The 22,668-nt window shown below is 69.6% G+C and carries 22 protein-coding genes and 1 pseudogene; 14 read left to right on the forward strand and 9 right to left on the reverse strand.

The window, feature by feature from the left end; genetic code table 11:
• Nucleotides 1–52 precede the first annotated feature (52 nt).
• Nucleotides 53–1,009: an ROK family protein gene (locus OC490_RS39285; RefSeq protein ID WP_262062830.1), complete on the forward strand. Its 957-nt coding sequence runs from the start codon at nucleotides 53–55 to the stop codon at nucleotides 1,007–1,009.
• Nucleotides 1,010–1,054: 45 nt separating this feature from the next.
• Here OC490_RS39285 and OC490_RS39290 read toward each other — a convergent pair whose 3' ends face one another.
• Nucleotides 1,055–3,076, reverse strand: coding sequence for an NPCBM/NEW2 domain-containing protein (locus OC490_RS39290; protein ID WP_262062831.1), 2,022 nt, complete (start codon nucleotides 3,074–3,076; stop codon nucleotides 1,055–1,057).
• A 188-nt stretch (nucleotides 3,077–3,264) separates the two neighbouring features.
• On the opposite strand from OC490_RS39290, the gene OC490_RS39295 reads away from it, so the two are divergent.
• The 8 genes from OC490_RS39295 to OC490_RS39330 all read left to right on the forward strand — a co-directional run bounded on the left by OC490_RS39295 (nucleotide 3,265) and on the right by OC490_RS39330 (nucleotide 11,915).
• Entirely contained in the window at nucleotides 3,265–4,236 is a 972-nt protein-coding gene (locus OC490_RS39295) for a TIGR01777 family oxidoreductase (RefSeq protein ID WP_262062832.1), read from the forward strand.
• Between the two features lie 30 nt (nucleotides 4,237–4,266).
• Nucleotides 4,267–4,461, forward strand: a complete 195-nt coding sequence (locus OC490_RS39300) for a hypothetical protein (protein ID WP_262062833.1) — start codon at nucleotides 4,267–4,269, stop codon at nucleotides 4,459–4,461.
• A gap of 143 nt (nucleotides 4,462–4,604) precedes the next feature.
• Entirely contained in the window at nucleotides 4,605–5,645 is a 1,041-nt protein-coding gene (locus OC490_RS39305) for an NUDIX hydrolase (RefSeq protein WP_262062834.1), read from the forward strand.
• Between the two features lie 250 nt (nucleotides 5,646–5,895).
• On the forward strand, nucleotides 5,896–7,713 hold the full coding sequence (locus tag OC490_RS39310; RefSeq protein ID WP_262062835.1) for an ABC transporter family substrate-binding protein: 1,818 nt from the start codon (nucleotides 5,896–5,898) through the stop codon (nucleotides 7,711–7,713).
• A gap of 120 nt (nucleotides 7,714–7,833) precedes the next feature.
• The gene (locus tag OC490_RS39315; protein ID WP_262062836.1) at nucleotides 7,834–8,820 is read left to right on the forward strand and encodes an ABC transporter permease; all 987 of its coding nucleotides are present in this window, start codon (nucleotides 7,834–7,836) and stop codon (nucleotides 8,818–8,820) included.
• The gene (locus tag OC490_RS39320) at nucleotides 8,813–9,733 is read left to right on the forward strand and encodes an ABC transporter permease (protein WP_262062837.1); all 921 of its coding nucleotides are present in this window, start codon (nucleotides 8,813–8,815) and stop codon (nucleotides 9,731–9,733) included. The genes OC490_RS39315 and OC490_RS39320 overlap by 8 nt, the downstream gene beginning before the upstream one ends.
• Nucleotides 9,734–9,750: 17 nt before the next feature.
• Nucleotides 9,751–10,848, forward strand: coding sequence for an ABC transporter ATP-binding protein (locus OC490_RS39325; protein ID WP_410099236.1), 1,098 nt, complete (start codon nucleotides 9,751–9,753; stop codon nucleotides 10,846–10,848).
• Nucleotides 10,845–11,915 (forward strand): ABC transporter ATP-binding protein, encoded by a 1,071-nt coding sequence (locus OC490_RS39330; protein ID WP_262062839.1) that lies wholly within the window; start codon nucleotides 10,845–10,847, stop codon nucleotides 11,913–11,915. Before OC490_RS39325 ends, OC490_RS39330 begins: the two co-directional genes overlap by 4 nt.
• On the opposite strand, the gene OC490_RS39335 is transcribed toward OC490_RS39330, so the two are convergent.
• The 3 genes from OC490_RS39335 to OC490_RS39345 are packed head-to-tail and all read right to left on the reverse strand — an operon-like array spanning nucleotide 11,888 to nucleotide 14,651.
• The gene (locus tag OC490_RS39335; protein ID WP_262062840.1) at nucleotides 11,888–12,940 is read right to left on the reverse strand and encodes a protein kinase family protein; all 1,053 of its coding nucleotides are present in this window, start codon (nucleotides 12,938–12,940) and stop codon (nucleotides 11,888–11,890) included. The two genes, OC490_RS39330 and OC490_RS39335, sit on opposite strands and share 28 nt — an antisense overlap.
• Nucleotides 12,941–12,954: 14 nt before the next feature.
• Complete coding sequence (locus tag OC490_RS39340; protein ID WP_262062841.1) at nucleotides 12,955–13,257, reverse strand: DUF1905 domain-containing protein; 303 nt, start codon at nucleotides 13,255–13,257, stop codon at nucleotides 12,955–12,957.
• Nucleotides 13,258–13,295: 38 nt separating this feature from the next.
• Entirely contained in the window at nucleotides 13,296–14,651 is a 1,356-nt protein-coding gene (locus OC490_RS39345) for a dipeptidase (RefSeq protein ID WP_262062842.1), read from the reverse strand.
• Between the two features lie 132 nt (nucleotides 14,652–14,783).
• On the opposite strand from OC490_RS39345, the gene OC490_RS39350 reads away from it, so the two are divergent.
• Nucleotides 14,784–16,052 carry a geranylgeranyl reductase family protein gene (locus OC490_RS39350; RefSeq protein WP_262062843.1) on the forward strand — a complete coding sequence of 423 codons (1,269 nt, stop codon included), beginning with the start codon at nucleotides 14,784–14,786 and terminating at the stop codon, nucleotides 16,050–16,052.
• On the opposite strand, the gene OC490_RS39355 is transcribed toward OC490_RS39350, so the two are convergent.
• Nucleotides 16,042–16,491, reverse strand: a complete 450-nt coding sequence (locus OC490_RS39355) for a nitroreductase family deazaflavin-dependent oxidoreductase (protein ID WP_262062844.1) — start codon at nucleotides 16,489–16,491, stop codon at nucleotides 16,042–16,044. The two genes, OC490_RS39350 and OC490_RS39355, sit on opposite strands and share 11 nt — an antisense overlap.
• Nucleotides 16,492–16,658: 167 nt before the next feature.
• Between OC490_RS39355 and OC490_RS39360 the strand changes: the two genes are divergently transcribed.
• The 3 genes from OC490_RS39360 to OC490_RS39370 all read left to right on the forward strand — a co-directional run bounded on the left by OC490_RS39360 (nucleotide 16,659) and on the right by OC490_RS39370 (nucleotide 19,425).
• On the forward strand, nucleotides 16,659–17,351 hold the full coding sequence (locus tag OC490_RS39360) for a TetR/AcrR family transcriptional regulator (protein WP_262062845.1): 693 nt from the start codon (nucleotides 16,659–16,661) through the stop codon (nucleotides 17,349–17,351).
• A 191-nt stretch (nucleotides 17,352–17,542) separates the two neighbouring features.
• Entirely contained in the window at nucleotides 17,543–18,763 is a 1,221-nt protein-coding gene (locus OC490_RS39365; RefSeq protein WP_262062846.1) for a sensor histidine kinase, read from the forward strand.
• Nucleotides 18,760–19,425 carry a response regulator gene (locus tag OC490_RS39370; protein ID WP_262062847.1) on the forward strand — a complete coding sequence of 222 codons (666 nt, stop codon included), beginning with the start codon at nucleotides 18,760–18,762 and terminating at the stop codon, nucleotides 19,423–19,425. The genes OC490_RS39365 and OC490_RS39370 overlap by 4 nt, the downstream gene beginning before the upstream one ends.
• On the opposite strand, the gene OC490_RS39375 is transcribed toward OC490_RS39370, so the two are convergent.
• Both OC490_RS39375 and OC490_RS39380 read right to left on the reverse strand, forming a co-directional pair.
• The gene (locus tag OC490_RS39375; protein ID WP_262062848.1) at nucleotides 19,386–19,667 is read right to left on the reverse strand and encodes a DUF6332 family protein; all 282 of its coding nucleotides are present in this window, start codon (nucleotides 19,665–19,667) and stop codon (nucleotides 19,386–19,388) included. The two genes, OC490_RS39370 and OC490_RS39375, sit on opposite strands and share 40 nt — an antisense overlap.
• Nucleotides 19,668–19,746: 79 nt before the next feature.
• Nucleotides 19,747–21,237, reverse strand: a complete 1,491-nt coding sequence (locus OC490_RS39380; RefSeq protein WP_262062849.1) for an MFS transporter — start codon at nucleotides 21,235–21,237, stop codon at nucleotides 19,747–19,749.
• 87 nt (nucleotides 21,238–21,324) lie between these two features.
• On the opposite strand from OC490_RS39380, the gene OC490_RS39385 reads away from it, so the two are divergent.
• Nucleotides 21,325–21,702: a MarR family winged helix-turn-helix transcriptional regulator gene (locus OC490_RS39385; protein WP_262062850.1), complete on the forward strand. Its 378-nt coding sequence runs from the start codon at nucleotides 21,325–21,327 to the stop codon at nucleotides 21,700–21,702.
• A gap of 7 nt (nucleotides 21,703–21,709) precedes the next feature.
• Here OC490_RS39385 and OC490_RS39390 read toward each other — a convergent pair whose 3' ends face one another.
• On the reverse strand, nucleotides 21,710–22,450 hold the full coding sequence (locus tag OC490_RS39390; RefSeq protein ID WP_262062851.1) for a maleylpyruvate isomerase family mycothiol-dependent enzyme: 741 nt from the start codon (nucleotides 22,448–22,450) through the stop codon (nucleotides 21,710–21,712).
• Between the two features lie 84 nt (nucleotides 22,451–22,534).
• Nucleotides 22,535–22,668, reverse strand: a pseudogene (locus tag OC490_RS39395) (esterase); the annotation flags it as partial.

Genomic DNA, 22,668 nt, shown 5'->3' on the forward strand with positions numbered 1-22,668 from the left:
GTCCAATTCACCTACTGGTGGTTCTCATGTTTGACGGGGAGATCTGACACTGATGCACACCGACCTCGTGGCCGCGCTCGACATCGGCGGCACCAAGATCGCCGGGGCGCTGGTGGACGGCCACGGCAAGATCCTGGTGCGCGCGCAGCGCCCGACGCCCTCGCAGGACGACGGCGACACCGTGATGCGGGCCGTGGAGGAGGTGCTCGCGGAACTCACCGCATCGCCCTCGTGGTCCCGCGCGAGCGCCCTCGGCATCGGCAGCGCGGGTCCCGTGGACGCCTCCGCGGGCACCGTCAGCCCGGTCAACGTGCCCGGCTGGCGCGACTATCCGCTCGTCGAGCGGGTGCGTGCGGCGGCCGGGGACCTGCCCGTGGAGCTGATCGGCGACGGCGTGGCGATCACGGCCGCCGAGCACTGGCAGGGAGCGGCGCGCGGGCATGCCAACGCGCTGTGCATGGTGGTCTCCACCGGAGTCGGGGGCGGTCTCGTCCTCAACGGGCAGCTGCATCCCGGTCCGACCGGCAACGCGGGCCACATCGGGCACATCAGCGTGGACCTGGACGGCGACGCCTGTCCGTGCGGTTCGCGCGGCTGCGTGGAGCGGATCGCCAGCGGTCCCAACATCGCCCGGCGGGCGGTCGAGGGCGGCTGGCGGCCGGGTCCCGACGGCGACACCTCGGCCGCGGCCGTGGCCGCCGCCGCCCGTGCCGGTGACCCGATCGCCGTCGCCTCCTTCGAGCGGGCCGCGCAGGCCCTCGCGGCCGGTATCGCGGCCACCGCGACCCTCGTCGAGATCGACATCGCCGTGATCGGCGGGGGTGTGGGCAAGGCGGGCGACGTGCTCTTCACGCCGCTCCGCAAGGCGTTGAGCGACTACGCGACGCTGTCCTTCGTACGGCGGCTGACGGTGACGCCGGCCCAGATGGGCACGGACGCCGGGCTCGTGGGAGCGGCCGCGGCCGCGCTCGCCGGGCAGGCGAGCAGTGCGACCGCGGCCGGTGTGTGAGACGCAGAACGGGTGAAACGTTCGTTCAGTGGCCTTCGACCCTGCTCAGCAAGTGAGTTGAGCGTCCGCCCAGTCCGCGTGGTCCGAGTCGATCCCGTCGCCGCCGTCGGTGACGACGAGTCGGACCACCTGGGCGCCGGTCACGTCCGCCGTGACCGGCTGGGCGGGCATCGCGTTGGTGAGGACGCCGGTCGAGGCGACCTTCGTGCCGTCCGCCCAGATCTCGAAGGCGACGGTTCCGTTGGCCCCCTTCTCGTCGTCCACACCGACGTCCGCGGTGACCTTCTCGCACGCCTTCCCGGTGTAGTACGCCACCTCGCTCTCGGCGTGTACGCCAAGTCCCTTTGCGTACACGACTCCGCCGAGAGTGATCGGACGACCGTCCCCCGCCGCGCTCTCCCCGTTGCTCGTGTTGCGCTCAACGGGCCCCCATCCATTGGCCGTTGACATCCACGGCAGGTCACCGAGGTACGAGGTGCCCGCAGGGGGAGCGACCACCACGGACGCGGTGAACGGCAGGGTGTCGGTGACGCGCGTACCGCTCGGTGAGCGGTAACTCGCCTTCAGCGCAAGGTCGTACGACCCCGTGGGCGTCCCCGAGGGAGCGGTGACCGTCCACCTGGTGCGCAGCGACCTGCCGGTCGGCACGGCCTTCACGGTCGTCGACGACTTGGGCCGGATCTTCCAGCCGGCGGGCCCGGTCAGGGTCACGGAGACGTGCTCGGCGGTCGTACGGCCGAGGTCGGTCACCGTCGTCGTGAGCGGGGTCGCGGTCGCCGCCTGGACCAACGGGGCGCTGTCCAGACCGAGTTCGACGGCGGGCGGGTTCTTGACCGACTGCCGGTCGGCGAAGACCCGTACGAGGACCGTGCCGTGGGCCGGGACGGTCGCGGAGACGGTGCCCGCGGTGTTGTAGCTCTTGTGCTGCCAGAGGTCGCGCAGGGTGTACGCGCGGGCGTTCGGGAGGCCGACGGCCGTCGCGGTGGTGGCGATGCGCTGGGCGCTGCCGGACTCGTTGAAGAGCGCTACCGTACGGCTCCCGTCCTTCATCTCCTTGGCGACTACCCAGCGTCCGCCCTCGGACGTGACAACGTTGCCCTGCTTGCCCAACGGGTCCTGGTCGACCGCGATGACCTCCTTGTTGTCGAGGATGTCGAAGGTCGCGTCGGTCGCCTTGCGCAGGTCCGAGCCGATGAGGAGCGGTGCGGCCATGATCGACCACATGGAGAAGTGCGAGCGGTACTCGGTGTCCGTCATGCCGCCGTTGCCGACCTCCAGCATGTCGGGGTCGTTCCAGTGCCCGGGGCCCGCGTACGGCGCGAGCGGCAGGTTCTGCTTGAGGATCGACAGCATCGAGCCCCAGTTGTCGCTGATGTCACCGGTGGTGCGCCACAGGTGTCCGACGTCCGCGGCCCACTCCCAGGGCTTGTTCTCGCCCCACTCGCAGATGCTGAAGACGATGGGCCGGCCGGTCGCCTTCAGGGCGTCGCGCATGGTGGTGTAGCGCAACTTGGCGTCCACGCCCTGGTTGTTGCAGTTGTCGTACTTGAGATAGTCCACGCCCCAGTCGGCGAACTGCTGCGCGTCGCTGTACTCGTGGCCCAGGCCGCCCGGGAATCCGGCGGCGTTGCACGTCTTCGTGCCCGCGCTGGTGTAGATGCCGAGCTTGAGCCCCTTGGCGTGCACGTAGTCCGCGACGGCCTTGATGCCGTGCGGGAAGCGGACCGGATCGGGGACGAGCTCGCCGTCGGCGTCACGGGTCGGCAGGGCCCAGCAGTCGTCGAGGTTGACGTACTGGTAGCCGGCCGCCTTGAGGCCCTTGGCGACGAAGAGGTCCGCGATCCCCTCGACCATCGACTCGTTGAACTCGGCACGACAGTTGGTGGAGTTCCAGTTGTTGAAACCCATCGGAGGTGTGAGCGCCTGACCGTCGGCCAGGGTGGGGGAGACGGGGTCCTGTACGGGGGTGGCGACCGCGGGCACGGCGAGACCCGCCGTGCACAGCAGTCCTGCTGCGAGCACTCCTACCACTCTTCGGCGGGTCGTGCGGGTGTGGGGGTGACGCATGGTGACGTTCCTCCGGACTCGCGAGAGATGGGATCACTTCCTGTGCATGTCATGTGCGCGATTACGGTAGGACGTGTCGAACTCTGTTGGAAGAGTTGCGTATTTATTGTTCGACTTTCCATCGCGCATGTTTTGAACACGTTCAACTTTCTGCGCTAGGCTCACTCCAGAACAGAAGGGGGAGCCCTGTGAAGATCGTCATTCCCGGTGGTACGGGACAGGTGGGCGCGATCCTCGACCGCGCCCTGACCGAGGTCGGCCACGAGGTCGTCGTCCTGACCCGGCGGCCGACGCGCGACCGCGAGGTGTGGTGGGACGGTGAGACCCTGGGCTCCTGGGCCCGGGAGATCGACGGCAGTGACGTCGTGATCAACCTGGCGGGCCGCAGCGTCAGTTGCCGCTACACCCCCGCCAACCTGAAGGCCATGATGGACTCCCGCGTGCGCTCCACCCGGGCCGTCGGCGAGGCGATCGCAGCCGCCGCGCACCCGCCGGGCGTCTGGCTGCAGATGAGCACCGCCACCGTCTACACCCATCGCTACGACGCCCCCAACGACGAGGCCACAGGCCTGATCGGCGGCGCCGAACCGGACGTGCCCGGCTACTGGTCGTACAGCGTGGAGATCGCCAAGAACTGGGAACGCGAGCAGGAACGGGCCGACACCCCGCACACCCGCAAGGTGGCCCTGCGTGCCGCCATGGTGATGAGCCCCGACCGGGGCGGTGTCTTCGACGTGCTGCTCGGGCTGGCCCGGCTCGGGCTCGGGGGTGCGGTCGCGGGCGGCGCCCAGTACGTCTCCTGGATCCACGACCAGGACTTCGTCCGCGCGGTGGAGTTCCTCGTCGCTCGGGAGGACATCACGGGGCCGGTCAACCTCGCCGCCCCGGGGCCGCTCCCGCAACGCGCCTTCATGCGCGTCCTGCGCGCCGCCCGGGGCATCCCCGTGGGCCTGCCCGCCACCAGGTGGATGGCCGAACTGGGCGCCTTCGCGCTGCGCTCGGACACCGAACTCCTCCTGAAGAGCCGGCGGGTCGTCCCGGGGCGGCTGCTGGCGGAGGGCTTCACCTTCGACCATCCGCAGTGGCCCGAGGCGGCCGTGGATCTCGTACGACGGTCGCGCGGCGGAGCGGTTTCCACCCGGCGGCCGGTCCGGGCGTGACCCCGGCGCGCTTCGTCAGTTGAACGGGGCATGAAGAAGCGCAGCATGCTCGCCATCGCCTCCCTCGCCACCGGGTTCGTCGTCGCCGCGATCACTCCGTCGCACTCCCACGACCACGACGTACTCGGCGATCTGAACGTCAAGGACACCGTGGGCTCCATGGATCACCTCGTCAGCGACGGCAGCCTCGCCGTCGACGAGAACTCCCTGGGACAGAACAGCTGATACCGGCCGGAAGAGCTCGGCGCCGGTGCCCCGTCGGAGGGGGCACCGGCGCCGTCGTTTGTACGCCCTCAACTGCGGCTGGTTTCCGTGGCAGGGTGGAACGGGCAAGCCTCAGGGGGCCAATAGAAGAGGGGGAACTGTCCGTGATCGTCTGGATCAACGGTGCGTTCGGTGCAGGCAAGACCACCACCGCACGGGAACTGATCGACCTGATCCCGAACAGCACGTTCTTCGACCCCGAGATCATCGGCGGGGCACTCCCGAACCTGCTCCCGCCCAAGCACCTCGCGGAGGTCGGCGACTTCCAGGACCTGCAGATCTGGCGACGGCTCGTGATCGACACGGCCGCCGCCATGCTCGCCGAGCTCGGCGGGACCCTCGTCGTCCCGATGACCCTGCTGCGCCAGGAGTACCGCGACGAGATCTTCGGCGGCCTCGCGGCCCGCCGGGTCGCGGTCCGGCATGTTCTCCTGGCACCGGCGGAAACGATCCTGCGCGAGCGAATAGCCGGCCGGGAGATCCCGCCGGACCTCCCCGACGGCGAGCTCCGGGTGCAGCAGTGGGCGTACGACCACATCGAGCCGTACCGCGCCGCACTCGCCTCCTGGCTCACCGCCGACGCTCATCTCGTCGACACCAGTGCCCTCACCCCGTACGAGGCGGCCTGCCGGATCGCCGACGCGGTCGGCAGCGGTACCGTCCCGGTCTGCGACATCGTGCAGACCCCGGAGCCCACCTCCGAGACCATCGCGGCCGGCGTGCTCCTCTTCGACGAACAGGACCGGGTCCTGCTCGTCGACCCCACCTACAAGGCCGGCTGGGAGTTCCCCGGCGGCGTCGTCGAACCCGGCGAGGCACCCGCCCGGGCAGGCATGCGCGAGGTCACCGAGGAGACCGGCATCGTCCTCGACGACGTACCCCGGCTGCTCGTCGTCGACTGGGAACCACCCGCACCACCCGGCTACGGCGGCCTGCGCCTCCTCTTCGACGGCGGTCGGCTGGGCGCCGCCGAGGCGGACCGACTGCTGCTGCCCGGACCGGAGTTGCGCGGCTGGTGCTTCGCCAGCGAGCAGGAGGCCGCCGACCTGTTGCCGCCGGTCCGCTACGAGCGCCTGCGGTGGGCGCTGCGAGCCCGGGAGCGCGGGGCCGCGCTCTATCTGGAGGCGGGCGTGCCGGTTGGCTGACGGCCCGTCAACTTTCGGTCGGATCAACGATGTTGAACGGGACTTTGCCTTTTCGGGGGCGCCACCAGGGCATTTTGCGGGGCATGGGTCATTCCGATAACAAAGCGAGGGCGAATTGTCGCCGTCCCGGTATGAACAAGAACGTGAAGAAGGTACATCGGAGCTCTAACGTCTTTGCGCAGCTCAGTTCTCTCGCGGCCGCCGGCCGCCTCGACGGGACCGGACATTTCGCCGGTCGAAGGAGAGGAACATGCGCGCGCCATCCTCGGCCCTCACCCGGGCCCTCACTCTCGCCGCCGGGCTCACCCTGGTGCTCACCGCCTGCAGCAGCGGCGGTGGGGGCGGTGGCCCCAGCAAGGGCACTTCGGCCGGACTCACGTCCTGCAACACCGTGGGTCAGGCCAACACCTGCAACTCGGCCGCCACCAAGTCCGGCGGAACGTACACCTATGTGCTGGAGAAGAACATCCAGCAGTGGAACGTCCAGGACGTCAACGGCAACACCTTCGAGAACGCCGAGGCCGTGGAGGTCGTCCTGCCTCAGGTGTTCGTGCCCCAGCCGGACTTCACCGTCGCTCTGAACACCGATCTGGTGACCTCGGCGACGCAGACCAGCACCAGCCCGCAGACCATCGTCTACAAGATCAACCCGAAGGCGGCGTGGAACGACGGCACGCCCATCACCGCCGACGACTTCACCTACTACTGGCGCACCAACAACGGCAAGGACTGCCCGCCCCCGCCCGCCAGCGACTCCAGTCAGACCCATGGCTGTCTGCCGCAGAGCACCGCGGGCTACGACCGGATCAAGTCGCTCACGCCTTCGGACAACGGCAAGACCTTCACCATGGTGATGTCCAAGTCGTACTCGGACTGGAAGTCGCTGTTCGGCGGGGGCTATCCGCTCTACCCGGCCCATACCGCCGAGAAGCTCTCCGGCGCCAAGGTCGGAGACGCCGCCGCCATGACGGCCGCGCAGATGGCGCAGGCCTGGCAGTACTTCCTGAAGACACCGCCCACCAAGTACCCGACCGCGGGCGCCTACAAGATGCAGCAGTGGGTCGACAACGATCACGCCACCTACGTACCCGACCCCAAGTGGTACGGCGCGAAGAAGGCGACCCTGCAGCGGCTGATCTTCAAGGTCATCTCGGATGCCACCCAAGAGCCAACGGCCTTGAAGAACAACGAGGTTCAGGGCATCTACCCGCAGCCCGAGGTGGACCTGGTCAATCAGGTCAAGGACATCCCCGGCATCACCTACAACATCGGCAACGGGCTGACCTGGGAGCACTTCGACCTCAACCTGCACAACCCGGTGCTCGGCAAGTATCTGGCGCTGCGTCAGGCGATGTTCACGGCGATCAGCATCAAGGACATCATCGCCAAGACGGTCGGCCAGTTCGACCCGGCCGTGAAGCCGCTCGGCAGCCACAACTTCGTTCCCGGGCAGGCCGGTTACAAGGACCTGGTCAGTGCCACCGGCCAGGGATCCGGTGATCTGACGAAGGCGAAGAAGTACCTCACGGACGCCAAGTTCACCGGTGTGGGCACGGCGTTGAAGACTCCGGACGGCAAGGCCGTCGGACCCTTCAACTGCCGTTACACCACCGGCAACCAGATCCGGCAGAGCGAGTGCCAGATCCTGCAGAGCAACCTGGCGAGCCTCGGCATCAAGATCACCATCAAGCCGATCGGCGCCGCCGACCTCGGCACGGTCCTCGCCGGGCACCAGTACGACATCATCGTGTTCGCCTGGGTCGCGGCGCCGTTCCCGACCAGCAACGCCCAGCAGAACTGGTTCACCGGCGGTGGCGGCAACTTCGGTGGCTACAGCAACAAGACGGCCGACTCCATGATCTCCCAGGCCGTGGGTGAGACGGACGCGACAAAGGCCGCGGCCCTGCTCAACCAGGCCGACCAGCTCATGGTGAACGACGCCTACGTCCTGCCGCTCTACCAGAAGCCCACGTTCTTCGCCTCGCAGACGCGGTTCGTGAATATGCGGAACAACTCCACCAACGTGGGACCGGCCTACAACACCGGCACATGGGGCCTGAAGAAATAGTCCACCGCCCGAGGGAACAGCTCCACCGGCACGCCTGTCGAGCCCGGCCCCGGCGACACCGGGGTCGGGCCCCGACCACGGACGGCATCCCCGACCCGCCGGCCTCCGAGAGAAGACCGCATGCTCGCCTACACCGTGCGCCGCATCCTCGTCTCCATACCCGTCCTCATCGTCTCGACGTTCATCGTGTTCCTCGTCGTCATCAACTCCGGTGACCCGGTGGCCAATTTCGCCACCTCACGGCAACCCGCGCCCAGCAAAGCGGCGGTGGCCGCCTTCGCCCGGCACATCCACGCCAACCAGCCGGTGATGGAACGCTATTGGAACTGGATCACCGGCGTCCTGCACGGCGACTTCGGCCCGTCCGTGCAGGCCAACCTGAACATCGGACACGACCTGTTCACCCGCTTCAAGGTGACCATCACCCTGGTCGCCGCGGCGATGATCCTCGCACTGATCATGGCCGTCGTCTTCGGCGTGTTCAGCGCCATCCGCCAGTACTCCGCGGCCGACTACACCATCACCTTCTTCGGCTTCCTGTTCCTCGCCATGCCGGTGTTCTGGTTCGCGGTCCTCCTCAAGCAGGCCGGAATCTGGTTCAACGAGAAGACCGGCAGCCAGTTCCTCGGCACCATCGGCGAGAAGTCCCCGTACCTCGAAGTCGACACCACCTGGAACCAGTTCACCGATCACGTCGGCCACCTCATCCTGCCCACCATCACCCTCGCCCTGGTCTCCTTCGCGTCCTGGACCCGCTACACCCGCGCCTCCATGCTGGAGGTCCTCAACAGCGACTACGTACGGCTCGCCCGCGCCAAGGGGCTCCGGCGCGGCAGGGTGATGACCCGGCACGCGCTGCGCACCGCCCTCATCCCGCTCGCCACCGTCACCGCCCTCGACATCGCGATCATCCTGGGCGGCGCGGTGATCACGGAGACGATCTTCCAGTGGCACGGCATGGGCGAGATGCTGGTGCAGGCGGCGACCACGCTCGACGTCTACCGCACCATGGCCTGGCTGTTGCTCTCCGCCGTCGTCGTCATCGGGTTCAACCTCATCGCCGATCTCCTCTACGCCGTACTCGACCCGAGGATCCGCTATGACTGACATCGAGGCACCGGGGTCCGCGGGCACGCAACTGCCGCGTCAGGACCACGAGTTCAACGTTCGGCAGCGCAGCCAGACCCAGTTGGTGCTGCGCCGCTTCGTGCGTCACCGGGCCGCGATGGTCAGCCTGGTCGTGTTCGTGCTGATCATCCTGTGGGCGTTCATCGGCCCGCACCTGTGGCACTACTCGTACGAGAAGTACACCGAGGACAACTCCAAGCCGCCGTCCTGGAAGCACCCGTTCGGCACCAACTCCTCGGGATACGACGCCTATGCCCAGGTGATGCGCGGCACCCAGACCTCACTCAAGATCGCCATCATGATCGCGCTCGGCTCCACCCTGGTGGGCGCGATCTGGGGAGCCATCGCCGGCTTCTACCGGGGTGTCGTCGACGCGATCATGATGCGTATCGCCGATCTGGTGCTGACGCTGCCCTTGTTCGCCATCGCCCTGGTCATCTCCTCCCGCACCGGCGGCTCCTGGTACTGGATCGCGATCGTGATCGCCGGACTGACCTGGGCGTACGTGGCCCGGGTCGTGCGCTCCGCGGTGCTGTCGTTGCGCGAGAAGGAGTTCATCGAGGCGGCGCGGGCGCTGGGGGCCTCGGACGCGCGGATCATCTTCCGGCACCTGCTGCCCAACGCCCTCGGCCCGATCATCGTCAACGCGACGATCCTGGTGGCGACCGGCATCCTCACCGAGACCGCGCTGTCCTTCCTCGGCTTCGGCGTCCAACCGCCCGACACCTCCCTGGGGTTGCTGGTCTCCCAGGCGCAGACGGCGGTCGACACCCGGCCCTGGCTCTTCTACATCCCCGGCGCGTTCATCATCGCCATCGCGCTGACCATCAACTTCATCGGCGACGGACTGCGCGACGCCTTCGACCCCCGGCAGCAAAGGGTGCGACAGTGACGACCACGAGTCATGGAGTGCGCGAGGTCCCCGTGACCTCCGCCGTGCTCGAAGTCGAGGACCTCAGTGTGGAGTTCGGCACGGAGGACGGGACGGTACGGGCCGTACGCGGCGTCGGCTACCGGCTCGACCGCGGCGAATCGCTCGGTATCGTCGGCGAGTCCGGGTCCGGGAAGTCGGTGACCGCCCTCGCCGTGATGGGGCTGCTGCCGACCGGCGCCAAGGTGCGCGGCTCGGTCCGCTTCGAGGGCACCGAACTCCTCGGCCTGTCCGACGCGCGCCTGTCCGACCTGCGCGGCAGCGGCATCGCGATGATCTTCCAGGACCCGATGACCTCCCTCAACCCCGTCTACAACGTGGGCTACCAGATCAGCGAGACCCTGCTCCGCCACAACCCCGAGATGAAACACCGGGACGCCCGCAAACGCGCCGTCGAACTGCTCGGCACCGTCGGCATCCCCAGCCCCGAACGGCGCGTCGACAGCTACCCGCACGAGATGTCCGGCGGGATGCGCCAGCGTGTCGTCATCGCGATCGCGATGGCCAACGACCCGGACGTGATCATCGCCGACGAGCCGACCACCGCCCTCGACGTCACCGTGCAGGCACAGATCCTCGAAGCCCTGGAGACCGCCCGCGCCGAGACCGGCGCGGCGCTCGTCCTCATCACCCACGACCTCGGTGTGGTGGCCGGCCACACCGACCGGGTCGCGGTCATGTACGCCGGCCGGATAGTGGAGACCGGCTCCGTCGAGGACATCTTCTACACCCCGCGCATGCCCTACACCCTGGGCCTGCTCGGCTCCCTGCCCCGCCTCGACCGTGAGGAGTCGCGCCTCACCCCCATCACCGGCTCACCGCCGAGCCTGCTCAACCTGCCGCCCGGCTGCCCCTTCTCACCGCGCTGCCCCATGAGCCGGGACGTGTGCGACACGGACGAACCCGCCCTCCGCAGGGCGGGCGGAGACCTGCATCTCAGCGCCTGTCACTTCGCCGACGAACTCGTCGACACCGGCGCCGACCAGGTCTTCGACGCGGTCGGCGCGGACACCGAGGCCCTGGCCCGCTTCGCCGACGCGGCCCCCGCCACGAACCCCGAGGAGGACCCCGTATGACCGCGCCCGCGCAGGCCGCCACTCCGCTGCCGCCGCTGCCCGGCCACGGCGGCACCGGCGAACCGGTCCTCCAGGTACGGGACTTGGTCAAGCACTTCCCGGTCATGTCCAAGGGCGTCATCCGCCGCCGCGTGGGCGATGTGCACGCCGTCTGCGGAGTCTCCTTCGACCTGCACGAGAACGAAACCCTGGGCCTGGTGGGGGAGTCGGGCTCGGGCAAGACCACGATCTCCCGCACCGTCCTCGGCCTGGAACGGGCCACCTCGGGCCAGGTCCGCTACCGGGAACACGAGCTGACCCAGCTGAGCAGACGTCAGATGCGGCCCCTGCGCCGCGAGTTGCAGATCGTCTTCCAGGACCCGTACGCCTCGCTCGACCCGCGGATGACCGTCCATGAGATCGTCGCCGAACCGCTGCGCATCCACGGGCGGTACGGATCCGGTGCGGGCGCCGAGGTGAGCGAACTCCTGCGACTGGTCGGTCTCAACCCCGAGCACGGCAACCGTTTCGCCCACGAGTTCTCCGGCGGACAACGCCAACGCATCGGCATCGCAAGGGCGTTGGCGCTGCGCCCGAAAGTCGTCATCCTCGACGAACCGGTGTCGGCCCTCGATGTGTCGATCCAGGCGGGCGTCCTCAATCTGCTGATGGACCTGCAGAGCGAACTCGGCCTGTCCTTCCTGTTCGTGGCCCACGACCTGTCGGTGATGCGGCATGTGGCCGGCCGGGTCGCCGTCATGTACCTGGGCCGCCTGGTCGAGATCGCCCCCGCCCGACAGCTCTTCGCCCGCCCGGCACATCCGTACACGCAGGCCTTGGTCTCCGCCATCCCGCTGCCCGACCCGCGCAAGGAGCGCGCCCGGAAGCGGATCACCATCCAGGGCGACGTCCCGAGCCCGGTCCGCCCGCCCAGCGGCTGCCGCTTCCGCACGCGGTGCCCCAAGTTCGCCAACCAGCTGACCGAGAGCGAGCGCGCGTCCTGCGTGGAGGAGGTGCCGGCGCTGGTCGACCGGGGTGGGGGGAACCCGGTCGCCTGTCACTACGCGGAGAGCGTGGAGCTGTTGTAGGCGCGGCTCAGTTCGTCGCCCGGGTACGGGGTGAGTCGACTCTCGTTCTGCACACGGCGGTTGAAGTCGGCCAGCACAGCGGTGAGTGGCGCGTACCGGGTGATGATCGAGGCGGCGGCTTCGGGGATTCTGTCGGGCCGCTCGCCGTCGGCACAGGCGCGCACGAAGGCCTCGCGCTCCGGCAGGTCGTACCCGTACAGGGCGACGACGAGCCAGTTCACCAGCCGCGCGGTGGCGTAGAAGCGGTCGTAGTGCTGGTGCCGGTCGAAGAACTCCCGTTCCTCTGGGGCGAGTCGGAAGCGAGCTGAGACCGCGAGGCCGTAGTCGGCGAGATAGAGCTGTCGGCCGTCGGTGAGGATGTTCTCGAAGTGGGCGTCGAAATGCAGCAGTCGGTGCTCGTGGAGGAACTCGGTGGTGGTCTTGAGCTGCTGCTCCACGAGGGTGCAGGCGGCGTCCGGATCGCCGGTGCGGAGCTGGTCGTCGAACCAGTCGTGGAGCGTGTGCGGGAAGTGCTCGACGAACAGGGTCAGACTCGCGCTCGCCGTGCGCCGCGCCTCGATGTACTCACCCACCTGTCGGCTGCCGCCCCAGTAGGCCACGACCTTTTCCACATCCGCCAGTTCCTCGTGCAGCGGCTGGGGTGTGTCGGGGAGTACCCGCCAGTGGTGCATCAGTGGAAAGCCCGGGGACCGGTCCGCCAGCACCCAGTTCGTGGTCATCGTGTGCACGGCCAACTCCCGCCAGACACCGAAGCCAGGACTGCCGAGGCCGTAGTGGCAGTAGGCGGGCATTCCGAACACATTGGCCGTCGACCGGACGTTCTCCGCCCGCCGCTCCACATCGGTCAGCGGCATCCGCTTCACGAACACCTTTCTGCCGTCCACCTCGATCAACGCCGAGCGCCCGCCGATACCGGTCCCCAACGGCGTCCCCGCGTCGACCAGTTCGGCGAGTTCGTGGTCGGAGAGGAGGGCGAGGGTGGTGGCGATGTCGCTGTGGGCGGCGAGGCGCGAGGTGCGGGACATGCCCCCATCTTCGTTCAGGCGGCGCCGAGTTGGAGGCGGACCGTCACTTCCACGGTCACCTCGTCGTCCGCCCCGAGACCGTGCGGCTTCCGCACGGCGCTCTTGATCGGCAGCAGATAGCCGCCGTCCTTGGGGAAGAGCGACGTGGTGAACACGACCTCGCCGATCCGCGCCTCGACGGGGATCACACCCCAGCCGTACGAGGCCATGCCGGCGACCTCACGGATGTCCGCCGACTCCTCGTCCGGCACGGGGACGAAGTAGTACGGCGAAGGGCCGCGCCACTCGATCACCCGGCCGGTGAAGACGAACCGCATGGTTTCGGTGCCCTTCCTCAAGGAGGCCCAGGACGCGCTCAGTTGCCCGCGTAGTTCTGCAGGAACAGCGCCTCCGCCACCGACAGCCGCTTCAACTCCTCCGGGGACACGCTCTCGTTGACCGCGTGGATCCGCGCCTCCGGCTCGCTGAGGCCGATGAGGAGGATCTCGGCCTGCGGGTAGAGGGCGGCGAGGGTGTTGCACAGCGGGATGGAGCCGCCCTGGCCGGCGTACTGCATCTCCTCGCCCGGGTAGGCGACCGCCATCGCGTCGGCCATCGCCGTGTACGCAGGGCTGGTCGTGTCGGCGCTGAAGGGCTGACCCTGGCCGGTCTGTTCGGTGCGGACGCGGGCGCCCCACGGGGTGTGGGCCTCCAGGTGGGCCTGGAGCAGCTTGGTCGCGTCGGCCGCGTCGACGCCCGGCGGGACGCGGAGGCTGACCAGCGCGCGGGCGCCGGCCTGCACGGACGGGGTGGCGCCGACGACCGGCGGGCAGTCGATGCCGAGGACCGTGACGGCCGGGCGTGCCCAGATGCGGTCGGCGACCGTGTCGGAACCGATCAGTTCGACGCCGTCCAGCACCTTGGCGTCCTCGCGGAACTGCTCCTCGTCGTACGACAGTCCGTCCCAGGTCGCGTGGGCGGCGAGCCCGTCGACGGTCGTCGAACCGTCCTTGGCGCGCAGTGAGTCCAGTACGCGGATCAGCGCGGCCAGCGCGTCGGGTGCGGCGCCGCCGAACTGGCCCGAGTGCAGGTTGCCTTCGAGGGTGTCGATCTGGACCCGCACCAAGGTCATGCCGCGCAGGGTCGAGGTCACGGTGGGCAGGCCGACGCGGAAGTTTCCTGTGTCGCCGATCACGATCGTGTCGGCCGCGAGGAGTTCGGGGTGTTCCTCGGCGTACCGCTCCAGGCCGCCGGTGCCCTGCTCCTCCGAGCCCTCGGCGATCACCTTGACGTGCACCGGGACACCGCCGTTGGCCCTGAGGGCACGCAGCGCGAGCAGGTGCATGATCACGCCGCCCTTGCAGTCGGCGGCACCGCGCCCGTACCAGCGGCCGTCGCGCTCGGTCAGTTCGAACGGCGGGGTCGTCCAGGCCGACTCGTCGAGCGGCGGCTGCACGTCGTAGTGGGCGTACAGGAGCACGGTCTTCGCGCCCTCCGGGCCGGGCAGGTAGCCGTACACCGACTGTGTGCCGTCCGGGGTGTCGAGCAGGGCCACGTCCTGGAAACCGTCGGCGCGCAGCGCGTCGGCGACCCAGTTCGCGGCGCCCTCGCTCTCGCTCTTCGGGAACTGGTCGAAGTCCGCCACCGACTTGAAGGCCACCAGCTCGCCGAGCTCAGTTCTTGCCCTGGGCATCAGCGAGGCGACGGTCTCGGCGACCGGATTCGACGACATGGGCACGCTCCTTGTGGGTGCGACGTTGTACGAATGATGCCGTCGATCCTCCCACAACGGCCTGTGGCGATGTCCGCCGTAGGATGCGGGGGACAGGTGCGGCAGCGGCTTGATCGGGAGCAGTAGACCATCGTGAGCAGCGAGAACTCTTCGGCGGACGACGTGCAGCGGGTGTGGGACGTCGTCGTGGTGGGCGCGGGACCCGCGGGGGCCTCGGCCGCCTATGCGGCGGCCGTCGCGGGACGGCGTGTCCTGTTGCTGGAGAAAGCCGAGTTGCCGCGCTACAAGACGTGCGGCGGCGGCATCATCGGACCTTCGCGCGACTCCTTGCCACCCGGCTTCGAGCTGCCGTTGAAGGACCGGGTGCACGCCATAACGTTCTCGAACAACGGACGTTTCACGCGTACCCGCCGGTCCCGGCAGATGCTGTTCGGGCTGATCAACCGGCCCGAGTTCGACCAGCAGCTCGTCGAGCACGCGCAGAAGGCGGGCGCCGAGCTGCGCACCGGCGTCACAGTGACACGAGTCGAGCAGCACGGCTCCGCGGTGCCGGACCGCCGTACGGTCGCCGTGGTGCTGAGCGGGGGCGAGACGGTCCTCGCGCGGGCCGTCGTCGGCGCCGACGGCAGCGCCAGCCGCATAGGAGCACACGTCGGGGTCAAGACCGACCAGGTGGACCTGGGCCTGGAGGCGGAGATCCCGGTACCGGACACCGTCGCCGAGGACTGGAAGGGGCGGGTGCTCATCGACTGGGGCCCGATGCCCGGCAGTTACGGCTGGGTCTTCCCCAAGGGCGACACACTCACGGTCGGCGTGATCTCCGCGCGCGGTGAGGGCGCCGCCACCAAGCGGTACTTGGAGGACTTCATCGCCCGGCTCGGCCTCGCCGGCTTCGAACCGAGCATCTCCTCAGGGCACTTGACCCGGTGCCGGGCCGACGACTCGCCGCTCTCGCGCGGGCGGGTGCTGGTGTGCGGGGACGCGGCGGGACTCCTGGAGCCGTGGACCCGGGAGGGCATCTCGTTCGCGCTGCGCTCGGGACGGCTCGCGGGGGAGTGGGCGGTGCGGATCGCCGAGGCGCACGACGCCGTGGACACCCGCCGCCAGGCCCTGAACTACGCGTTCGCGATCAAGGCGGGGCTCGGCGTGGAGATGAGCGTCGGCAAGACCATGCTGGCGGTCTTCGAGCGGCGCCCCGGACTCTTCCACGCGGCCCTCACCGGCTTCCGGCCGGCGTGGAAGGCCTTCATGGACATCACCCGGGGTTCGACCACACTGGGCGAACTGGTGCGCAGCCACCCCATGGCGCAGCGCGCGCTGACCGCCTTCGACCGCAGGACCGCGGAACCCGTGGCGCCCGTGGACGCGGTGGAGTCCGAGGAGGGCGAGGTCAGCTCCTGACCGTGACGTGGAAGACGGGGTGGTCGTCCGCGATCGCCCGCAGTTCGTCGTCGGAGGAGTCGGGGCCGACTCCTCCGAAGAACACGCCGACCTCGGCCTTCCAGCGCTTGAGGTAGGCGCGCAGCAGCGGCACCTTGTCGTCGCCGGTCACCTCGGTCGCGGTGAACGTGTCCACCTTCTTGCCGAGCCGCAGCTCGCCGCCGCCCGCCGCCCGCATGTTGTGCGTCCACTGGACGTGGCCGCGCGGGGCGACGAGGTACTGCTGTCCCTCCACCGTCAGCAGGTTCACCGGGGTGGTCCGCCACTCGCCGCTCTTGCGGCCGCGGACCGCGAGCACCCGTGAACCCCAGACGCTGAGACCGCGGCGGGTGAACCAGGCGACGGCGCGGTTGAAGACGTTGACCGTGAACCAGCCGGGCTTCTGGACGTGCGTGCTCATGACGACTCCTGGGTTTTGGAGAGCGCGGCTCCCTTTTGTGAGCACTGCTCTCGCTCTCGGGAACAGTCTGCATCGGCTCGGCGATCGAATGCAAGAGCGCTGCTCTCTTTTTTATGCGCTGCTCTCGTTTGTGTGCACTGATCTGAATCCATGCCACACTTGCCCGTATGAGCACCACACAAGGCGCCCGCGCCCGAGCCAGGATCGAGGTCACCGCGGCCATCAAGGACGAGGCGCGCAGACAGCTCGCCGCCGAGGGTGCCGCGAAGCTCTCGCTGCGCGCCGTGGCCCGTGAACTGGGCATGGTGTCCTCCGCCCTGTACCGGTACTTCCCCAGCCGCGACGACCTGCTGACCGCTCTCATCATCGACGCGTACGACTCCGTCGGGGAGACCGCGGAGGTTGCCCACGCCAAGGTGGCCGACGCGGGCCCGCTGCGGCGCTGGACGAGCGTGTGCGAGGCGGTACGGGGCTGGGCGTTGGCGCATCCGCACGAGTACGCCCTGATCCACGGCTCGCCGGTCCCCGGATACGTCGCCCCTGAGACCACCGTCCCGTCTGCCGCCCGTGTCGCCCTCCTCCTCATTGGCATCGCGCGGGGCGCCCACCAGGCCGGCATGCTGACGGAGCCCTCGCTTCCGGCGGACCTCCACCCCGAGGCGGAGCGCATGGTCGAGGACTTCGCCGGTGGCCTTCCGCCTGCGGTGGCCGTGGCCCTGGTCGCCGCGTGGGCCGAGTTGTATGGGCTGATCAGCTTCGAGCTTTTCGGTCAGTTCCGCCGGGTGGTGGAGGACCGTGAGCTTTTCTTCCGTCATGCGGTACGGCGCCTTGCGCTCGGGGTGGGGCTCGCGGACGTGTGAGTGCTCTGCTGAATAGGCGGTTCGTTGACTGCGAGCCGGTGGGGGCTGGACGCGCAGTTCCCCGCGCCCCTTGCAGGGGCGCTGTAGTGGACGGGAGTTCACGGGTATCGCGTCGTACTCCCCGGGAAGTACACGTGATCACGCCGCCCGGCTGACGCCCCCGACCCCGCCCGGCGTCTAGCGTGACGTGCATGGACGAGCAGCGGGTACGCGGCGGGGGACCGCCCCAGTGGTGGCGCCATGGACCGCCGTGGGATGGGGCGACGGCCCCGACCCGGTGGCCGTGGCGCTCCACGCTGCTGGTCACCGTGTTCGTGCTGGTGGGCAGCGGCTTCGCCGGGCACAGCCAGCCCGACCGCGCCCCACTCGACCTCTACGCGCGCGTGCTGCTCGTCGCCGGATCGGCGCTGCTCCTGTGGCGCCACCGCCACCCGGTGGCGGTGGCCTTCGGCACCGTGCTCGCCGCCGTGCTCTACTTCGGCGCCGGATATCCCTACGGCCCCGTCTTCCTGCCCGTCGTGCTCGGCTGCTTCGGCGCGGTCGTCGCCGGGCGCCGCTGGGCGGCCTGGACCGCGCTCGGCGCGCTCTGGGCGGCGCACCTCCTGATCGCGCACTGGCTGTACCGGTGGCTGCCCCCGCAGCACGACCACGCGATGCCCTGGGGTCGTGAACTGGCCGTCGCCACCTGGTTGGTGGCCGTCGCCGCGATCTCCGAACTGGCCCGCACCCGCCGCGACCAGTGGGTCCGCGACCGCGCCGAGCGCGCCCAGGCGGCCCGCCGCCGCGCCGACGAGGAGCGGCTGCGGATGGCCCGCGAACTGCACGACGTCCTCGCGCACAGCATCTCCGTCATCAACGTCCAGGCGGGCGTCGGCCTCGCCCTCCTCGACTCCGACCCCGAGCAGGCCCGTACGGCACTTACCACCATCAAGGCCGCCAGCAAGGAAGCGCTCGGCGAGATCCGCCAGGTCCTCGACAGCCTGCGCGCCCCGGGCGACGCGCCACGCGCCCCGGCCCCCGGCCTCGACCGGCTGCCCGAACTGGTGCAGCAGGCGGCGAGCGCGGGCCTCACGGTCGAGGTCGAGGGAACCCCGCCCCGCCTCCCGCCCGGCACCGACCTCGCCGCCTTCCGCGTCGTCCAGGAGGCTCTGACCAATGTCGTACGGCACTCGGGTTCGCGGCACGCGCGCGTGCATGTCGGCCACGATTCCCGGGAGCTGCGGCTGCGTATCGACGACGACGGGCCCGCGACCGGCACGGACGCCGGGGGCAGCGGCAACGGACTGGCCGGGATGCGGGAGCGGGCCGCCGCGCTCGGTGGCACCATCGAGGCGGGCCCGCGCCCGGAGGGCGGCTTCCGGGTGCTCGCCGTACTGCCGTTGAAGGTCGCACCGAAGGAGGACGACCGGTGATCCGGGTACTGCTCGCCGACGACCAGTCGCTGGTCCGCGCCGGGTTCAAGGCGCTGCTGGACGCGCAGCCGGACATCGAGGTGGCGGGCGAGGCATCCGACGGCGAGGAGGCCGTGCGCAAGGTACGCGAACTGCGCCCGGATGTGGTCCTGATGGACATCCGCATGCCGCTGCTCGACGGCCTGGCGGCGACCCGCCGCATCACCGGGGACGGCGGCCTGGAAGAGGTGAGGGTCGTCATGCTGACCACCTTCGAACTCGACGAGTACGTCTTCGAGGCGATCCGCTCCGGCGCCTCCGGCTTCCTGGTCAAGGACACCGAACCGGACGAACTCCTGCGCGCCGTAAGGGCGGTGGTCGACGGCGACGCGCTGCTGTCTCCCGGAGTGACCCGCCGGCTGATCGCCGAGTTCGCGGCCCGCTCCAAGGAACCGGCGACAGCCGACGCCCTCACCCGACTCACCGAGCGGGAGCGGGAGGTGATGGCCCTGGTCGGTATCGGCCTGTCCAACGAGGAGATCGCCCGTCGCCTCGTCGTCAGCCCACTCACCGCGAAGACCCATGTCAGCCGCACGATGGTGAAGCTGGGCGCCCGGGACCGGGCCCAACTCGTCGTGCTGGCCTACGAGTCGGGGTTGGTCCGCCCCGGCTGGCTGGGCTGACCCGTCCCCTGCCGATATCGGTACAGCACGGTCACCACCCGGACGAGGAACACGACCGGCACGAGCACGAGCGCCCCGCGCACCAGCAACGTCTCGACGATGCCCGGCAGTTCGAACAGCAGCGCCGGTCCGGCGACGGCCCCGAAGAGCACCGCCGCGACGAACACCGCGCTGACCAGCGCGTACCCGATCTCGACGGTCATCGCGTCCCGCTCGGCCTGTGTGCGCCGTCCCCCGGTCATGCCTATTCCGCGAGTGTCACACGTGTGCGTCCGGCGGAGCAATCGGCTCCGCCGGACGCACACTCGGGGAGGCGGCCCCCTAGTCGCGCAGCGCCACGCGCTCCGCTTCCGCCTCCTTCACAGTGGACTTGGTGACCACGATGGACTGTTGGGCCCGACGGCCGCGCAGCCCCGGCAGGGTGATCAGCAGCCCGGCGACCGCGATGAACGTCACCACGACGAGCCCGGGCCGGTAACTGTCCAGCACCGCCTGCGGGGTGGCGTGCGCGGGGGCGTGGGCGGTCACCACGGCCGTGACGACGGCCAGGAAGATCGCGCCGCCCACCTGTACCGAGGTGTTCAACAGCCCCGAGACCATGCCCTGTTCGTGGTCCTCGACCCCGTTGGTGGCCTGGATGTTCAGCGAGGGGAAGACCAGCGCGCAGGCCGCGCCGATCAGCACCATCGACGGCAGGATCACCGCCGCGTACCCCGGATCGAGGCTGACCCGCAGGAACAGCGCGTACCCGACGACCATCAGCGCGAAGCCCGTCGCGATCAGCCGCTGTGTGCCGAACCGGTCGACGATCGAGCCGACCTTCGTCGAGGACACGGCGACCACCGCCCCGGCCGGCAGGAAGGCGAGCGCCGTGTGGAGCGCGGACCAGCCGAGCAGTGACTGCATGTACAGCGTGACGAGGAACTGGAAGCCGACGTACGACCCGAAGAACGCCATCGCGCCGAGCTGGGCGCGGATCTGGTTGCCGGAGCGCAGCACCCCGAGCCGGATCAACGGCCCGGCGGAGCGCCGCTCGACGTACACGAAGACGGTCAGCAGGACGGCAACGGCCAGGAAGGACAGCAGAGTTCGGGCCGAAGCCCAACCGGCCTCGGGCGCCTGTGCGACGGTGAAGACCAGCAGCAGCATCGACGCGGTGCCGAGGACGGCGCCGGGGATGTCGTAGCCGTCGTGGTCCTTCTCGCGTTCGCTGCGCGGCAGCAGCTTCAGGCCGGCGAGCAGGGCGATCAGCGCGATGGGCGCGGGAAGCAGCATGGTGAGCCGCCAACTGGCCTCCGTGAGCAGGCCGGAGAGCACCAGGCCCATCGAGAAGCCGGTGGCCGCGCAGGTGGTGTAGATGGACAGGGCGCGGTTGCGCAGCGGGCCCTCGGCGAAGGTCGTCGTGATGATCGACAGACCGGCCGGTGCGGTGAAGGCGGCGCTGAGGCCCTTGATGAAGCGGCTGGCGATCAGCAGCGGACCCGAGTCGACGAGCCCGCCGAGCAGTGAGGCCACCGCGAAGACTCCCAGGGCGACCAGGAAGACCTGGCGTCGGCCGAGCAGGTCGGCGGTCCGGCCGCCGAGGAGGAGGAGCCCGCCGTATCCCAGGATGTAGCCGCTGACGATCCATTGGAGCGTCGAGGTCGAGAGGTCCAGTTCGGAGCCGATGGAGGGCAGGGCGACGCCGACCATCGACACGTCCAGCGCGTCCAGGAACATCGCGGCGCAGAGCACCAGCAGGGTGCCCCACAGCCGGGGGGTCCAGCGAACCGCCGACGACGGGGCCGCGGGAGGGGAGAGCGGAGAGGTCATGCCGCAGAGACTACATGCGCGTGCATCGAATGCAAACGCATTTAATTACGATGCAATAAACCCGCTTCTCTGCTACGGTGCCCTGTCATGGCGGCGAAGAAGGCCGAGCAGGCGCTCGTGGACCAATGGCGGGAGATGCTGGCGCTGCACGCCCGCACGCAGTGCGAACTCGACCGCACCCTCCATCAACACGGCCTGTGCGGCAGTGACTTCGAGGTGCTGGACGTGCTGGCCGGTGATGCGTGCGCCTATCGCGTCCAGGAGATCTCCGAGCGCGTCCACCTCAGTCAGAGCGCCCTGTCCCGGCTGATCGCCCGGCTGGAGAAGGACGGTCTCGTCGAGCGCGGTATGTGCGCGGAGGACCGTCGGGGCGTGCGCGTGACCCTCACGGACAAGGGCCGCGGTCTGCACGGCGAGGTACTCCCGCTGCAGCGCGCGGTGCTGACGAGAATGCTGTCGGGCTGACGGGTCGTCAACTCCAGGTGATCGCCGACTTCTCCCGCCACAGCGCGGCGAGCGACGCGTCCCCCGAGACGGCCGGGAACAGCATCCGGTTCCACAGGGCGAGGTACAACTGCCCAGCAGGACCGGCCAGTTCGCAGTCGGCGTCTCCGGAGCCGCCCCGCTCGGCCGCGGGTGGCTCCTGAGACAGTCGTACGGTCCACACGGCGTCGTCCGTGTCCGTCGCCCGTACCCGCAGCACCCGGGGCTCCGCGCTGCGCACCCTGCTGCGGCTGCGAGCGTGGAAGCCGCGGAGCAACTCGTCGATGCCGTCGGCCGCGAAGTCCGGGGTGATCGCGGTGGGTTCGCCGCCGCGTGCCGACTCCGCGTCCAGCCGGTGCACGGTCGTCTCGTGGGCCTGCCGTCTGGCCCAGAACGCGAGCGGCGACGGAGCCGGCAGGAAGGACCAGCACGCCACGTCGGGCGGGGCGGCGGCGAGGGTGTCCACGAGGAGACGGTGCCCCTGCCGGAACCAGGCCACCAACTCGGCGCCGTCCAGGTCCGGCAGACCCGCGTCGGGGTGGTACGCGGTGTGTCCCTCGGCGACGAACGCGGTCGCCCAGCGGTGCACCATCCCCGTGTGCCGCAGCAGATCCCGCCCCCGCCACTCCGGGCAGGTCGGCACCTCGGCGTCGACCCCCGCAGCCTCGGCGGCCGAGGCCAGCAGTCCGCCCTCCCGGTCGAGGGTCCCCACGAACGCATCGGTCTCCATGCGGCCGAGTGTGCCGTATGAAGCGCGGTCAAAGGCGAGGACCGCCCGTGTCGGGGCGATGGGAGGGCGGCTCGGCGGGTCGCGTCAGTCGGTGCCGAGCGCCGCGCGCAGAGTCGTGACGGCCATGGTGATGGCGGCTTGGGCGGCGTGCGTCCCGCGCAGCGCGTTGAGCATGACGAAGTCGTGGATGATGCCCTGGAAGCGGACGGCGGTGACGG

This window comes from Streptomyces sp. STR69 (genome assembly GCF_024519455.1).
GTDB lineage: Bacteria > Actinomycetota > Actinomycetes > Streptomycetales > Streptomycetaceae > Streptomyces.

Bases quoted from the DNA above. Each gene is read 5' to 3' on its own strand.
- OC490_RS39330 (WP_262062839.1), top strand. From the start codon at position 10,845: ATGACCGCGCCCGCGCAGGCCGCCACTCCGCTGCCGCCGCTGCCCGGC.
- OC490_RS39360 (WP_262062845.1), top strand. From the start codon at position 16,659: ATGAGCACCACACAAGGCGCCCGCGCCCGAGCCAGGATCGAGGTCACC.
- OC490_RS39300 (WP_262062833.1), top strand. From the start codon at position 4,267: ATGAAGAAGCGCAGCATGCTCGCCATCGCCTCCCTCGCCACCGGGTTC.
- OC490_RS39315 (WP_262062836.1), top strand. From the start codon at position 7,834: ATGCTCGCCTACACCGTGCGCCGCATCCTCGTCTCCATACCCGTCCTC.
- OC490_RS39380 (WP_262062849.1), bottom strand. From the start codon at position 21,237: ATGACCTCTCCGCTCTCCCCTCCCGCGGCCCCGTCGTCGGCGGTTCGC.
- OC490_RS39355 (WP_262062844.1), bottom strand. From the start codon at position 16,491: ATGAGCACGCACGTCCAGAAGCCCGGCTGGTTCACGGTCAACGTCTTC.
- OC490_RS39365 (WP_262062846.1), top strand. From the start codon at position 17,543: ATGGACGAGCAGCGGGTACGCGGCGGGGGACCGCCCCAGTGGTGGCGC.
- OC490_RS39290 (WP_262062831.1), bottom strand. From the start codon at position 3,076: ATGCGTCACCCCCACACCCGCACGACCCGCCGAAGAGTGGTAGGAGTG.
- OC490_RS39335 (WP_262062840.1), bottom strand. From the start codon at position 12,940: ATGTCCCGCACCTCGCGCCTCGCCGCCCACAGCGACATCGCCACCACC.
- OC490_RS39320 (WP_262062837.1), top strand. From the start codon at position 8,813: ATGACTGACATCGAGGCACCGGGGTCCGCGGGCACGCAACTGCCGCGT.
- OC490_RS39375 (WP_262062848.1), bottom strand. From the start codon at position 19,667: ATGACCGGGGGACGGCGCACACAGGCCGAGCGGGACGCGATGACCGTC.
- OC490_RS39310 (WP_262062835.1), top strand. From the start codon at position 5,896: ATGCGCGCGCCATCCTCGGCCCTCACCCGGGCCCTCACTCTCGCCGCC.
- OC490_RS39340 (WP_262062841.1), bottom strand. From the start codon at position 13,257: ATGCGGTTCGTCTTCACCGGCCGGGTGATCGAGTGGCGCGGCCCTTCG.
- OC490_RS39345 (WP_262062842.1), bottom strand. From the start codon at position 14,651: ATGTCGTCGAATCCGGTCGCCGAGACCGTCGCCTCGCTGATGCCCAGG.
- OC490_RS39390 (WP_262062851.1), bottom strand. From the start codon at position 22,450: ATGGAGACCGATGCGTTCGTGGGGACCCTCGACCGGGAGGGCGGACTG.
- OC490_RS39285 (WP_262062830.1), top strand. From the start codon at position 53: ATGCACACCGACCTCGTGGCCGCGCTCGACATCGGCGGCACCAAGATC.
- OC490_RS39385 (WP_262062850.1), top strand. From the start codon at position 21,325: ATGGCGGCGAAGAAGGCCGAGCAGGCGCTCGTGGACCAATGGCGGGAG.